The sequence below is a fragment of the Streptococcus sp. HMSC10A01 genome, assembly GCF_001807785.1.
GTDB classification, from domain to species: domain Bacteria; phylum Bacillota; class Bacilli; order Lactobacillales; family Streptococcaceae; genus Streptococcus; species Streptococcus gordonii.
This window is the reverse complement of the sequence record NZ_KV790983.1, coordinates 433,143-448,888: the sequence shown is the minus strand read 5'-3', so window position 1 is coordinate 448,888 and position 15,746 is coordinate 433,143. Positions and strand designations below refer to the sequence as shown.

Annotated in this window: 9 protein-coding genes; all 9 read left to right on the top strand. The window is 41.1% G+C overall.

Going from position 1 to position 15,746, the window contains the following annotated elements:
* Positions 1-30 precede the first annotated feature (30 nt).
* Positions 31-846, top strand: coding sequence for a pur operon repressor (purR, locus tag HMPREF3108_RS09230; protein ID WP_045506017.1), 816 nt, complete (start codon positions 31-33; stop codon positions 844-846).
* 14 nt (positions 847-860) lie between these two features.
* Positions 861-1,400: a hypothetical protein gene (locus HMPREF3108_RS09225; protein ID WP_061599808.1), complete on the top strand. Its 540-nt coding sequence runs from the start codon at positions 861-863 to the stop codon at positions 1,398-1,400.
* 244 nt (positions 1,401-1,644) lie between these two features.
* Positions 1,645-2,058: a 30S ribosomal protein S12 gene (gene rpsL / locus HMPREF3108_RS09220; protein ID WP_008808225.1), complete on the top strand. Its 414-nt coding sequence runs from the start codon at positions 1,645-1,647 to the stop codon at positions 2,056-2,058.
* A gap of 19 nt (positions 2,059-2,077) precedes the next feature.
* Positions 2,078-2,548 carry a 30S ribosomal protein S7 gene (gene rpsG, locus HMPREF3108_RS09215; RefSeq protein ID WP_008808226.1) on the top strand — a complete coding sequence of 157 codons (471 nt, stop codon included), beginning with the start codon at positions 2,078-2,080 and terminating at the stop codon, positions 2,546-2,548.
* Between the two features lie 417 nt (positions 2,549-2,965).
* Positions 2,966-5,047 carry an elongation factor G gene (fusA, locus tag HMPREF3108_RS09210; protein WP_045634430.1) on the top strand — a complete coding sequence of 694 codons (2,082 nt, stop codon included), beginning with the start codon at positions 2,966-2,968 and terminating at the stop codon, positions 5,045-5,047.
* A 232-nt stretch (positions 5,048-5,279) separates the two neighbouring features.
* A complete protein-coding gene (gene gap / locus HMPREF3108_RS09205; RefSeq protein WP_045505322.1) occupies positions 5,280-6,290 on the top strand; it encodes a type I glyceraldehyde-3-phosphate dehydrogenase in 1,011 nt (336 codons plus the stop codon).
* Positions 6,291-6,537: 247 nt separating this feature from the next.
* The gene (locus HMPREF3108_RS09200; RefSeq protein ID WP_083277180.1) at positions 6,538-11,286 is read left to right on the top strand and encodes an endo-beta-N-acetylglucosaminidase; all 4,749 of its coding nucleotides are present in this window, start codon (positions 6,538-6,540) and stop codon (positions 11,284-11,286) included.
* 318 nt (positions 11,287-11,604) lie between these two features.
* Positions 11,605-12,804 (top strand): phosphoglycerate kinase, encoded by a 1,200-nt coding sequence (gene pgk, locus HMPREF3108_RS09195; protein WP_070494348.1) that lies wholly within the window; start codon positions 11,605-11,607, stop codon positions 12,802-12,804.
* Positions 12,805-12,986: 182 nt separating this feature from the next.
* The coding region (locus HMPREF3108_RS11010) for an antigen I/II family LPXTG-anchored adhesin (protein WP_256262237.1) at positions 12,987-15,746 on the top strand (2,760 nt) is incomplete at its 3' end.

The following is a 15,746-nucleotide window of genomic DNA, read 5'->3' as shown; positions in this document are numbered from 1 at the left end:
ATGAAGAAAAATAACAAGAACGGTGAAAATATGAAACTAAGAAGAAGTGACCGGATGGTAGTAATTTCAAACTATCTTTTAAACCACCCTTATGAACTGACTAGTCTGAATACTTTTGCTGAAAAGTATGAATCAGCTAAATCCTCTATTTCAGAAGATATTGTCATCATCAAACGCGCTTTTGAAGAGATCGAGATTGGATCTATTGAAACAATTACTGGTGCGGGAGGAGGAGTCATCTTTACCCCTTCTATTTCTGATAGAGAGTCTAGAGAAATTGTTGAAGGACTACGAGATCAATTGTCAGAAAGTAACCGCATTTTACCAGGTGGCTATATCTACCTATCTGATCTCTTGAGCACTCCATCTATTTTAAATAGTATTGGACGGATTATCGCTAAAGCTTTTCGCGATCAAAAAATCGATGCAGTCATGACAGTAGCTACTAAGGGAGTTCCTCTTGCTAATGCCGTGGCCAATACATTAAATGTTCCTTTTGTGATTGTCCGTCGTGACTTAAAAATTACAGAAGGTTCAACTGTTAGTGTTAACTATGTTTCTGGTTCCAGCGATCGGATCGAAAAAATGTTTTTGTCAAAGCGTAGCTTGAAAGCAGGTAGCCGTGTTCTGATTGTGGACGACTTCCTTAAGGGAGGTGGTACAATTAATGGGATGATTAGCTTGCTTGCTGAATTCGAATCGGAGTTGGCAGGTGTAGCTGTTTTTGCAGATAACGCCCAGGAAAAGAGAGAACATCTGTCTTATAAATCTTTATTGAAAGTGACGAATATTGATGTAAAAGAAAATAAAATCGATGTTGAAGTCGGAAATATTTTTGATAAATAAGCAGGGAAAGGATTATGAGAAGTATATTTGAGAAATTTGACCGAATTCCAATTTGGGTTCGGATAGGAGTTTTGCTACTATTAATAGCGATTTTAATTACTGGCTTATTCTTTATAAAGCCTAACTACAAAACAAGCCACCAGTCCTCAACAGTTGCTACATACAGCCGTGCGTCCAATTCCAAAGTTGATTCATCTAATGAAAAGACTTCTTCTAATCAGGATAAAACGAAAAATTCAGATACACAAAGTCTTGCTAATGCAGAAACTCTTGTGAAGGAATTAGAAGCTGAGCAGACCGAAGAAAATGTGTCACTTGCGCAGGCAGCAGTTGACAAGGTGAAGGATCTAGATGCTAAAGCTAGGTTGCAGGATAGGATTCAGGCAGTTAAAGATACCATAGCTGCAAACCGAGCTGCAAATGCTGCGCAACCACAAATTCAACAGCAACCGGTCTATCAAGCGCCTACAATCCAAACTCCAGCAGCACCTTCAACTGTTGATACTCAAACACAAACTGAAGAAGCCCCTTCTGCTAACACAACTACACAATAAGAGAAGTTCCTAAGAGCTTCTCTTATTTGTATTAGTTCAAGATTCACAAAGTAAAAAGAGCAAAAAATGAAGAAATCTATTGACTCGCCAACTGGCCCGTGTTATAATGATAGACGGTACTTTTTACTTTTGGTCTCTCAAAAGTGTACAGAGACGTGCTGACAAATGTTGCAAAAGTACACACAGATGGTAGCTGTCACCAAGTGTACCATCACCAAAATTAAAAAAATACAGGAGAATGTAGATGCCTACAATTAACCAATTGGTTCGCAAACCGCGTAAATCAAAAGTAGAAAAATCTAAATCACCAGCATTGAACGTTGGTTACAATAGTTTGAAACGTGTTCCAACTAACGAAAGTGCACCTCAAAAACGTGGTGTAGCGACTCGTGTCGGAACTATGACGCCTAAAAAACCTAACTCTGCCCTTCGTAAATTTGCTCGTGTACGTTTGAGTAACTTGATCGAAGTAACTGCTTATATCCCAGGTATCGGACACAACTTGCAAGAGCACAGTGTTGTGCTTCTTCGTGGTGGACGTGTAAAAGACCTTCCAGGGGTACGTTACCACATCGTTCGTGGTGCACTTGATACAGCAGGTGTTACTGATCGTAAACAAGGCCGTTCTAAATACGGTACTAAAAAACCAAAAGCATAAGGAAAGGGGATAAAGAGAAATGAGTCGTAAAAACCGTGCGCCTAAGCGCGAAGTATTGCCAGATCCGCTTTACAATTCAAAATTAGTTACTCGTCTTATCAACCGCGTTATGCTTGATGGTAAACGTGGTACAGCCGCTTCTATTGTATATGGAGCATTCGAGCAAATCAAAGAAGCTACTGGAACTGATGCACTTGAAGTATTTGAAACAGCGATGGAAAACATCATGCCTGTTCTTGAAGTACGTGCTCGCCGTGTTGGTGGATCTAACTACCAAGTACCGGTTGAAGTTCGTCCTGAACGTCGTACAACATTGGGACTTCGTTGGTTGGTAACAATCGCTCGCCTTCGTGGTGAACACACAATGCAAGACCGTCTTGCAAAAGAAATCATGGATGCTGCTAACAACACGGGTGCAGCTGTTAAGAAACGCGAAGATACTCACCGTATGGCTGAAGCCAACCGTGCCTTCGCACACTTCCGTTGGTAATATAGGATGCGAAAGCGTTAAGAAAGTCCCAGAGAAAATAGGGAATCGAAGCAGGTTGCGATTGCAACCAATGAGATTCATCTTTTTCTCCAGACTTTTAGCTTGAGCTCAACTAAATCATGATGCTAGGAACGGTAAGGATGCAAAGTTAAAATAGGAAACTGATGCAGTGTTCAGTGAACACAAAGCAGTTTATCTTTTTTGCGCCGGGCCTCGCTCGGGTTCAACTCAGCTAACTTGAGCTTTTAGCCCGAGTTCAATTGAGCTTGGTCAGCTCTTAGCTACAATTCAACTTATCTACAAGTTGAAACCAACAAAATCAGATAAACATTGAGAACGGGTAGGTCCTGCCTATCCGTTTTTGCTAAATAATGTTATAATAAACTGTAAAATAAATTAATAGGAGAAAATAACCTCATGGCACGCGAATTTTCACTTGAAAAAACACGTAATATCGGTATCATGGCTCACGTCGATGCTGGTAAAACAACTACAACTGAGCGTATCCTTTACTACACTGGTAAAATTCACAAAATCGGTGAAACTCACGAAGGTGCGTCACAAATGGACTGGATGGAGCAAGAGCAAGAACGTGGTATCACAATCACATCTGCTGCGACAACAGCTCAATGGAACAACCACCGCGTAAACATCATCGACACACCAGGACACGTGGACTTCACAATCGAAGTACAACGTTCTCTTCGTGTATTGGATGGTGCGGTTACCGTTCTTGACTCACAATCAGGTGTTGAGCCTCAAACAGAAACAGTTTGGCGCCAAGCTACTGAATACGGAGTTCCTCGTATTGTATTTGCTAATAAAATGGACAAAATCGGTGCTGACTTCCTTTACTCAGTAAGCACTCTTCATGACCGTCTTCAAGCAAACGCTCACCCAATTCAATTGCCAATCGGTGCTGAGGATGACTTCCGTGGTATCATTGACTTGATCAAGATGAAAGCTGAAATCTATACTAACGACCTTGGTACAGATATTTTGGAAGAAGATATTCCTGCTGAATACCTTGAACAAGCACAAGAATACCGTGAAAAATTGGTGGAAGCAGTTGCGGAAACTGATGAAGACTTGATGATGAAATACCTCGAAGGTGAAGAAATCACTAACGAAGAATTGAAAGCTGGTATCCGTAAAGCAACTATCAATGTTGAGTTCTTCCCAGTATTGTGTGGTTCAGCCTTCAAGAACAAGGGTGTTCAATTGATGCTTGATGCAGTTATCGATTACTTGCCAAGCCCACTTGATATCCCAGCAATCAAAGGTATCAACCCAGATACAGATGAAGAAGAAACTCGTCCAGCATCTGACGAAGAGCCATTTGCAGCTCTTGCCTTCAAGATCATGACTGACCCATTCGTAGGTCGTTTGACATTCTTCCGTGTATACTCAGGTGTTCTTCAATCAGGTTCTTACGTATTGAACACTTCTAAAGGTAAACGTGAACGTATCGGACGTATCCTTCAAATGCACGCTAACAGTCGTCAAGAAATTGAAACAGTATATTCTGGTGATATCGCTGCTGCCGTAGGTTTGAAAGATACTACTACTGGTGACTCATTGACAGATGAAAAAGCTAAAATCATCCTTGAGTCTATCAACGTTCCAGAACCAGTTATCCAATTGATGGTTGAGCCTAAGTCTAAGGCTGACCAAGACAAGATGGGTATTGCCCTTCAAAAATTGGCTGAAGAAGATCCAACTTTCCGTGTTGAAACAAACGTTGAAACTGGTGAAACAGTTATCTCTGGTATGGGTGAGCTTCACTTGGATGTCCTTGTTGACCGTATGCGTCGTGAGTTCAAGGTTGAAGCAAACGTAGGTGCTCCTCAAGTATCTTACCGTGAAACTTTCCGCGCTCCTACTCAAGCTCGTGGATTCTTCAAACGCCAATCTGGTGGTAAAGGTCAATTCGGTGACGTTTGGATTGAATTTACTCCAAATGAAGAAGGTAAAGGATTCGAGTTTGAAAATGCTATCGTCGGTGGTGTGGTTCCACGTGAATTCATTCCAGCTGTAGAAAAAGGTTTGATTGAGTCAATGGCTAATGGTGTCCTTGCTGGTTACCCAATCGTTGACGTGAAAGCTAAACTTTACGATGGTTCATATCACGATGTCGACTCATCTGAAACAGCCTTCAAGGTTGCGGCTTCACTTGCATTGAAAGAAGCTGCTAAGACTGCACAACCAGCTATCCTTGAGCCAATGATGTTGGTAACAATCACTGTTCCTGAAGAAAACCTTGGTGACGTTATGGGTCACGTAACAGCTCGTCGTGGACGCGTTGATGGTATGGAAGCACATGGTAACAGCCAAATCGTTCGTGCCTATGTACCACTTGCTGAAATGTTCGGTTATGCAACAGTTCTTCGTTCTGCATCACAAGGACGTGGTACTTTCATGATGGTTTTTGACCACTACGAAGATGTACCTAAGTCAGTACAAGAAGAAATTATCAAAAAACATAAAGGTGAAGCATAATAGCTCTGCCTGAGCACCCTCAAAGGGTGCTTTTTTCTTTCCAAAAAAGCTATCTGAAAATATTCTTGAAAAAGATTTGAAAGAATGAACAAGTTTCTCTTACAATGATGAAATCAGTTGCATTTTATATCAAATAGGTATATAATAATAATGTTGAAAAGTGATTTGTAGCAACTCAAGTTACTCTTTTCACATAAAATATTTATTGATTTTCATAAGGAGGAAATCACGAATGGTAGTTAAAGTTGGTATTAACGGTTTCGGTCGTATCGGTCGTCTTGCATTCCGTCGTATCCAAAACGTAGAAGGTGTTGAAGTTACTCGCATCAACGACCTTACAGATCCTGTAATGCTTGCACATCTGTTGAAATATGACACAACTCAAGGTCGTTTCGACGGTACTGTTGAAGTAAAAGAAGGTGGATTCGAAGTTAACGGTAAATTCGTTAAAGTTTCTGCTGAACGTGACCCAGAAAACATTGACTGGGCTAACGACGGTGTAGAAATCGTTCTTGAAGCAACTGGTTTCTTTGCTACTAAAGCAGCTGCTGAAAAACACTTGCATGCTGGTGGTGCTAAGAAAGTTGTTATCACTGCTCCTGGTGGATCAGATGTTAAAACAGTCGTATTTAACACTAACCACGATATTCTTGATGGTACTGAAACAGTTATCTCAGGTGCTTCATGTACTACAAACTGCTTGGCTCCAATGGCTAAAGCTCTTCAAGATAACTTCGGTGTTGTTGAAGGATTGATGACTACTATCCACGCTTACACTGGTGACCAAATGATCCTTGACGGTCCACACCGTAAAGGTGACCTTCGTCGTGCACGCGCTGGTGCTGCTAACATCGTTCCTAACTCAACTGGTGCTGCTAAAGCAATCGGTCTTGTAATTCCAGAATTGAACGGTAAACTTGACGGAGCTGCACAACGCGTTCCTACTCCAACTGGATCAGTAACTGAATTGGTAGTTGTTCTTGAAAAGAACGTTACTGTTGATGAAGTAAATGCAGCTATGAAAGCTGTTGCTAACGAATCATACGGTTACACTGAAGATCCAATCGTTTCTTCAGACGTTGTAGGTATGTCTTACGGATCATTGTTTGACGCAACTCAAACTAAAGTTCTTGACGTTGACGGTAAACAATTGGTTAAAGTTGTTTCATGGTATGACAACGAAATGTCTTACACTGCACAACTTGTACGTACTCTTGAATACTTCGCGAAAATCGCTAAATAATTCATAGTATAGAAAAAGAGAGCTTAGCTCTCTTTTTTTGTACTTTTTTTAGAGATTTAAGCCCTATTTATAGGATGAGATAGAAAGGATTGACAATGAAAGTAAGCAAAGGGTAGAATGGTTTTGAGTGAAGTTTTCTTTTTTTAAAGAAAAATGTAAGCGATTACTTTTAAAAAAGGAGTGGTGTTAGTATTTAGAATTGGATAGTCACAAAACTAAAAAAAGAAGAGAAGGAGTCAAGGGAAACATGGAATTTTATAAAAAGCAAAAATTTAGCATCAGAAAGTTAAGCCTGGGAGTCTGTTCTGTTTTAGTAGGAATAGCTCTTTTTGGAGTGGCAAATGTTTCAGCAGAAGAGAAGCTTTCAGACTTGCCCCAAGCAAGTGATGTGGCTTTAGTCAATGCAGATGCCCCGAAGGAAGAGGCGTCAGAGGAAGCACAAGGGAAACCTGCTTCAGAGGAGGCAAGTCAAGTAGCACAGCCAGATACAGAAAATCAAGCAGTTGTTGAAGATAAAAAATCAGTAGTAGAGAGTCAAGATGTAGCAACTGTCGCAGAGAAAGAGGAAAAACCTGCAACTAAGGAAGCAAAAGTCGTAGAGGATCTACCGAGTCAAGAAGAGAAGAAACTAAAGCCAAAAGAAGTTAAGTTTGATACTTGGCAAGATCTGCTAAATTGGAAACCTGGGGCTCGAGAAGATGATGAGATTAACCGTGCTAGCGTGCCTTTGGCTGAACGTTATCAAGGGCATCAAATCAATCAGCAAGCAAATCCAGAGGCTAAGGTTCAGGCTTTATCCAATATGAACTCCAAAGCACTTGACCATGCTTCTGTTGGCGGTGAGGAATTTAAGGCCTATGCCTTTGATTATTGGCAATACTTACACTCAATGGTTTTCTGGGATGGGCTAGTCCCTACTTCAGATGTCATTGATGCTGCGCATAGAAATGGCGTTCCTATCTATGGTACCCTCTTTTTTAATTGGTCTTCCAGCGCTAAGGATCAGGAACGATTTGCAGAGGCTTTAAAAGAAGATTCTGAAGGTTCAAAGACCTTCCCTATTGCACGTAAATTAGTTGAACTTGCCAAGTATTATGGTTATGATGGATACTTTATTAACCAAGAAACAACTGGTAGTCAGGTAGAGCCTTTAGGACCTAAAATGCGTGACTTCTTGCTCTATACAAAAGAGTATGCACGTTCTTTGAATTACCCGATTAAATATTCTTGGTATGATGCCATGACCTACGAATACGGTCGCTATCATGAAAATGCCCTTGGGGAATACAATTATCAGTTTATGCAGCCTAAAGATGGTGAAAATCCAGTCGATACTTTCTTTGCTAACTTTAACTGGGGTAAGGCAGAGACGGATTATTCAATCAGTACTGCAAAATGGATTAAACGCAACCCCTACGATGTTTTGGCTGGAATAGAGTTACAAAAGGGCGGTTCTTACAAGACCAATGTAGACTGGGATGCCATTCTAGATGAAAACGGAAAACTTCGTCTTTCCCTAGGTCTGTACGCACCTGATACTATCACTGGCCTTGGTAAAACGGGCGAGGGCTACCATATTCACGAAAATTACTTCTGGACAGGTTTCCAAGGAGATCCTAGTAAGGGGAAACCGTCTGACCAATCTTGGTATGGTATGTCAAACTTGGTGGTTGATAAAACAGCTATCACCAAACCCGATTTTAATACTTCCTTTAATACTGGCCACGGGAAACGTTGGTTTGTAGATGGGAAAGTTTCTAAAGATGGAGAATGGAACTATCGTTCGGTATCTGGATTCTTGCCGACCTGGCGTTGGTGGATTCAGCACTCAGAAGGTAGTGCACCTCTGAAGGGACGCTATGATTTTGATGAAGCCTATAACGGTGGAAATTCACTAGCTTTTGAGGGGAACTTGGATGCAAATAGCAGTCAAAATGTTATGCTTTATTCAACTAAGATTCCAGTTAGTGATAAGACCAAGCTTAGCCTTACGCATAAAGGCGGTCAAGGAACGAGTGCTTGGGTTGCTCTTGCGACCAAACCAGATTATTCAGAGTATGAATGGAAAGAACTTAACCCTAGCAAAGACTGGAAGACAGAGACCTTTGACTTATCTTCTCTAGCTGGTAAAACGATTTATGGGGTTAAAATGTTCTTTGACCACGACAGTGATGTCAAAGATTATAAGTTTAATCTGGGCCAATTATCCATCTATGCCCACCAAGAGAAACCAGCTGCGCCAAAGGATGTCGTTGTAAAAGCTAAACGTCTTCAAAATGCTCAGGAAGCAGAAGCCTTGCTACAGTTTAAGGGAAGTGCAGATGCAGATTATTATGAAATCTATGAAAAAGATGGTGATCAATGGCGCCTAGTAACTGGAACTTCTGGCACATCAGCTTATTTGGCTAAAGTGACTCGTTCAGCTAGTGCCAAGGGTAGCAAGCAAGAGCTAAAAGTCGTTGCGGTAGGAAAGAACGGTCTTCGTTCAGATGCAGGGACAGTTGACTTTGATTGGGGCATGCAAGTTTCCGATACTTCTTTACCAAAACCTTTAGCGCCGAATGTAGTTTTAGGAGCCAAAGTGATCGGTTCAAGCTTCCCTGATGCAGATGGAAGCGAAGGTATTGAGGGGATGCTGAATGGTACTATTACCAGTCTGTCAGATAAATGGTCCTCTGCCCAACTAAGCGGAACGGTAGACATTCGTTTGACTCAGCCACGCACGGTAACCCGCTGGGTTATGGAACATGCTGGAGCCGGCGGAGAGTCTGTTGATGATGGTAAGATGAATACGCGAGACTTTGATCTATATTACAAGGATGAAGCCGGCGAATGGAAATTAGCCAAGGCTGTCCGGGGCAATAAGGACCATGTGTCAGATATTGTATTAGATAAGCCGATTCGAGCACAAGACTGGCGCTTAGATGTCATTACAGCTGATAACGGGACTCCATGGCGGGCAATTCGGATTTATAACTGGAAGATGTATGAAAGCTTAGATACTGAGACAGTTAATATTCCGATGAAAAATGCTGCTGCGCGTGTTCTGGGAAATGGACATGTTCAAGTAGGATTTAAAGATGTTGCAGCTAAAACAACAGTATCACTATATGAAAGTAGCGATGCAAAACAAGCGATTGCAACTATGACAGCCGATAAGGATGGCAATCTTATCTTTAAACCTCTTGCTTTTGCTAAATTGCCTAGCTTACTATATTATCGCTCACAAGTTGCAGGTAAGGATATTAGTAATGTGCTAGCTATTGAAGTGCCTAAAGAAGACAAAGAAATTTCTAAGGTCGAACTTGAAACAGCACCTGAAAGAAAAGTTTATCGTCAAGGAGATGCTCTATCTCTGAAGGGCGGTACTATTCGTGTCGGCTTTAAGGGTGGAGAAGCGGACCAGTTGATTCAGCTATCAAATAGCGGAGTTGAAGTAACTGGTTATGATCCTTCTAAATTAGGGGAGCAGCATTTACAAGTATCTTATCTGGGCCAAAAACTAGATCAATCACTGACAGTTTATGTTGTTAGTCATAGTGAGGCAGGAGAGAAGACACCTGTGGGACTTGAATTGATTGAAAAACCTAAAACAGACTACATTGTTGGTGAAAATATTGAGACCCAAGGGGGACGTTTCCGTCTAGTTTTTGATGATGAAACAACTGAAGAACATGCTTTAGATGAAGCAGGTGTCCAAGTTACAGGATATGACGCTCACAAAGAAGGACGCCAAACAATTTCGATTAGCTATCGTGGTGTGACGACGACTTATGATGTGTTTGTATCACCAAAACCAGCTCTAAATGATGAATATTTGAAGCAAAAATTGGCAGAAGCAGCTGCTGTGCAAAATAAGGTTGATTTCAGCTTTGCAAGTCAGGAAAATAAAGATGCCTTGCTCAAGGAAATCGCAAGTGCAGAGCAAATTCTGAAAGACCATGATACAAGTACACAAGGACAGGTTGACGAAAGTCTGTCTAAACTGACTCAAGCATTTAAGGCTTTGGATGGCCGAAAGAATTTTGCAACCAAAACTTCTGAATTGGATACTTTGGCAACAGAAGCTCAAGACTTGCTTGCACAAAAGCCAAATCATCCTTCTGGAGATGCTTTACTCAATTTATTGAATAAAAATAAAGATCTATTGGCCTCTTCGGAAGTAACCCCAGAAGCGCTTGAAACAGCAAAAACTTCTCTTCAAGCGTTGATTGCTCTACTTAAAGAAGACAAACCGGCTGTCTTTGTGGATTCAGCTACAGGAGTTGAAGTTCAATTTTCAAATAAGGAAACAACTCCAGTTAAAGGTTTGAAAGTCGGAGTTGTTGAGGCTAATGCTGCGGAAAAAGAAGCCTTTGCAGGTAGACTTGGTAAGGTATATGACATAGAGGGAGTAGATAAAGAGGGACGAGATATTGATACCCAGCATGCTTCTCTCGTTAAAATACCAGTAGAAGCTGGCAAGGAAGTTGAACAAGTTCTCTTCTTCCCAGATAATCAGCCAGTTCAATCTTTAGCCTTTGAGCAAGTAGGCAATGAGGTTATCTTTGCAGCACCTCACTTTACTCACTATGCTCTTGTCTACAAGACAGCAAAAGCAAGTGAGTCTGACCAGGCACTCAAACCTAATCAGCCATCTGAACCTGATAAGCCTACTGTTCCAAGTAATGATAATTCTAAACCGCTTTATCCTCAATTACCAGGTGATGGTCATTTGAGTCCAGTTCAACCGAATGCAAATTCAACTGTTGAGCGTCTAAACTATCAAGAAAAGGATAAAGGATCTACAGGTTATCAAAGTCAGAACTTGGCAAACTCGTCTTCTCAATCAGTCAAGGAAGAAGTTGATTCTAAAGATGTGAAAGAAGAAAACACTGTAACGTCTGCAGGCAACTTACCAAATACCGCTAGTCAAGAAACAGCATTCGTAGCAGAGGCAGTCCTATTGGCGGCTCTCGGTGGCCTTCTCCTAGCAGGTAAGAAAAAAGAAGATTAAGAAATCAGTCGGGATAGGAGTCTTTTCAAAATTTCCTCTAGGTAATTAGATGTGAAGGAAAAAGACGTTTGTAAAAAGACTGCTAACCTGACTAAATTATCGAACCTCCCGTAAACTGCATATGGGAGGTTTGATTGTTTTAGATGGGGAGCTTTTAAGGTATAAAAACAACTTATTACGGTTTGAGTGTGAATGAATTGACTACTTTGCTGATGAAAGGGATATAATTAAGCAGGGGAAATGATTGGATTTTTCTACCTCTTTTACATCTTTTGTGATATAATTATCATGTATTAAAAATAGAAGGAGTCATATCCAATGGCAAAATTGACTGTAAAAGACGTTGACTTGAAAGGGAAAAAAGTTCTCGTTCGTGTTGACTTTAACGTTCCTGTAAAAGATGGCGTGATCACAAATGACAACCGTATCACTGCAGCTCTTCCAACAATTAAGTACATCCTTGAACAAGGCGGACATGCGATCCTCTTCTCTCACCTTGGTCGTGTAAAAGAAGAAGCGGACAAAGAAGGAAAATCTTTGGCACCTGTAGCTGCTGACTTGGCTGCTAAATTGGGTCAAGACGTTAAGTTTATCCCAGGTGTAACTCGTGGTGCTGAATTGGAAGCAGCGATCAACGCTCTTGAAGATGGACAAGTTCTCTTGGTTGAAAACACTCGTTTTGAAGATGTTGATGGCAAGAAAGAATCTAAAAACGATCCTGAACTTGGTAAATACTGGGCTTCACTTGGAGATGGCATCTTCGTAAACGATGCATTCGGTACAGCTCACCGTGCACACGCATCTAACGTTGGTATCTCAGCAAACGTTGAAAAAGCAGTTGCTGGATTCCTGCTTGAAAACGAAATTGCCTACATCCAAGAAGCTGTTGAAGCTCCAGAACGTCCATTCGTAGCTATCCTTGGTGGTTCAAAAGTTTCAGACAAGATCGGTGTTATCGAAAACTTGCTTGAAAAAGCTGATAAAGTTCTTATCGGTGGTGGTATGACTTACACATTCTACAAAGCTCAAGGTATCGAAATCGGTAACTCACTTGTAGAAGAAGACAAATTGGATGTTGCCAAAGCCCTTCTTGAAAAAGCAAACGGCAAATTGATCTTGCCAGTTGACTCAAAAGAAGCAAACGCATTTGCTGACTACACTGAAGTAAAAGACACTGAAGGTGAAGCAGTGGATCCAGGCTTCCTTGGTTTGGACATCGGTCCTAAATCTATCGCTAAATTTGACGAAGCCTTGACTGGTGCCAAAACTGTTGTCTGGAACGGACCAATGGGTGTATTTGAAAACCCTGACTTCCAAGCTGGTACAATCGGTGTCATGGACGCTATCGTAAAACAACCAGGTGTTAAATCAATCATCGGTGGTGGTGACTCAGCTGCTGCAGCAATCAACCTTGGTCGTGCAGATAAGTTCTCATGGATCTCTACTGGTGGTGGTGCTTCAATGGAACTTCTTGAAGGTAAAGTTTTACCAGGTCTTGCAGCACTTACAGAGAAATAAGATATCATAAAAAGATGGCTTTTAGCCATCTTTTTATCTAATATTCTAACCTGATTTTGTGGATAAGAGGCTTTCATCTGTTCTTTAGAAAAAAAGTAGATAAAATAGTTGCATACAGTCTGTAAAACTGCTATTATTAGACTGATGTATAAAACTAATTATGCTTAAAGGAAAGGGATTAAATGAACAAAAGAAAAGAAGTTTTTGGTTTTCGTAAAAGTAAAGTCGCTAAGACTTTATGTGGAGCTGTCTTAGGGGCGGCTTTGATTGCTATTGCAGATCAGCAAGTTTTGGCTGATGAAGTTACAGAAACAAATAGTACAGCAAATGTAGCAGTCACTACAACTGGAAATCCAGCTACTAATCTGCCTGAAGCACAGGGAGAAGCGACTGAAGCAGCAAGCCAAAGTCAAGCACAGGCTGGTTCTAAAGATGGTGCTCTGCCAGTAGAAGTATCTGCTGATGATTTAAATAAAGCAGTGACGGATGCCAAAGCAGCAGGTGTCAATGTTGTACAAGATCAAACAAGCGATAAAGGTACAGCCACAACTGCCGCAGAAAATGCGCAAAAGCAAGCTGAAATCAAGAGTGATTACGCTAAACAAGCAGAAGAAATAAAGAAAACAACTGAAGCTTATAAAAAAGAAGTAGAGGCTCATCAGGCTGAAACAGATAAAATCAATGCTGAAAACAAAGCTGCTGAAGATAAGTATCAAGAAGATTTGAAAGCTCATCAAGCTGAAGTTGAAAAAATCAACAATGCTAATGCGACAGCAAAGGCAGAATATGAAGCGAAGCTAGCTCAATATCAAAAAGATTTAGCCGCTGTTCAAAAAGCTAATGAAGACAGTCAGCTTGATTATCAAAATAAGCTTTCAGCTTACCAAGCAGAATTGGCTCGTGTTCAAAAAGCGAATGCTGAAGCTAAAGAAGCTTATGAAAAAGCAGTAAAGGAAAATACTGCTAAAAATGCTGCACTCCAAGCTGAAAATGAAGCGATTAAGCAACGCAATGAAACTGCCAAAGCAAACTATGACGCAGCGATGAAGCAGTATGAAGCAGATCTTGCAGCTATTAAAAAAGCTAAGGAAGATAATGATGCTGACTACCAAGCAAAATTAGCAGCTTACCAAGCGGAGTTGGCACGTGTTCAAAAGGCAAATGCTGATGCTAAAGCAGCCTATGAAAAAGCTGTTGAAGAAAACACAGCTAAAAATACAGCCATTCAAGCTGAAAATGAAGCCATTAAGCAACGGAATGCCGCAGCTAAAGCGACTTATGAAGCAGCATTGAAGCAATATGAAGCAGATTTGGTAGCAGTAAAGAAAGCCAACGAAGACAGTGAAGCAGACTATCAAGCTAAGCTAGCCGAATATCAGACGGAATTGGCTCGTGTTCAAAAGGCAAATGCGGATGCTAAAGCAGCTTATGAGAAGGCCGTTGAAGACAACAAGGCAAAAAATGCAGCGCTCCAAGCTGAAAACGAAGAAATCAAGCAACGTAATGCCGCAGCTAAAACTGACTATGAAGCAAAATTAGCTAAATATGAAGCTGATCTTGCCAAATATAAGAAAGAGTTGGCTGAGTATCCGGCTAAGTTGAAGGCTTATGAAGATGAACAGGCCAAAATTAAAGCTGCCCTTGCAGAACTTGAAAATCATAAAAACGAAGATGGTAACTTGTCAGAGCCGTCTGCTCAAAATTTAGTTTATGATTCAGAGCCAAATGCACAGTTATCATTGACAACTAATGGAAAAATGCTGAAAGCTTCTGCAGTTGATGAGGCCTTTAGTCATGATACAGCTCAATATTCTAAAAAGATTCTTCAGCCTGATAACCTTAATGTTAGTTACCTTCAACAAGCCGATGATGTGACTTCTTCCATGGAACTTTACGGCAATTTCGGGGATAAGGCTGGTTGGACAACCACTGTCGGCAATGACACAGTGGTAAAATTTGCATCTGTCCTCTTGGAACGCGGTCAAAGCGTGACAGCTACCTATACAAATCTTGAAAAATCTTACTATAATGGTAAAAAGATTTCTAAGGTCGTCTTCAAGTATACACTTGATTCCGATTCAAAATTCAAAAATGTTGACAAGGCTTGGTTAGGTATCTTTACCGATCCAACTCTAGGTGTCTTTGCCTCTGCTTATAATGGTGTACCTGAAAAGAACACGTCCATTTTTATTAAAAATGAATTTACCTTCTATGATGAAGATGGGAAACCGATTGATTTTGACAATGCTCTTCTATCTGTTGCTTCCCTCAACCGAGAACATAACTCCATTGAGATGGCTAAAGACTATACTGGAACTTTCGTTAAGATTTCAGGTTCTTCTATTGGAGAAAAAGATGGCAAGATTTACGCAACTGATACTCTCAATTTTAGGAAAGATCAGGGTGGTGCCCGCTGGACTATGTATAAACGGGGCGGCGAAGAAGGATCAGGTTGGGACAGTTCTGATGCACCTAACTCTTGGTATGGAGCTGGTGCCATCCGTATGTCTGGTCCAAACAATAGCGTAACAGTAGGGGCTATCTCTGCTACTCTAGTAATGCCTGAATCTCAAATGCCAGTTGTTTCTGGAAAAGATAATACGGAAGCTAAAAGACCAAATATTTGGTATTCACTAAACGGTAAGATTCGTGCGGTCAATGTGCCTAGGGTTACCAAGGAAAAACCAACTCCACCAGTAGCGCCAACTGAACCACAAGCTCCTACTTATGAAGTGGAAAAACCATTGGAGCCAGCACCGGTAGCACCGACATATGAAAATGAGCCAACTCCACCAGTTAAGACTCCAGACCAACCGGAGCCGTCAAAACCGGAAGAGCCAACATATGAGACAGAGAAGCCATTGGAGCCAGCGCCAGTAGCGCCAACATATGAAAATGAGCCAACTCCGCCAGTTAAGACTCCAGATCAACCGGAGCCGTCA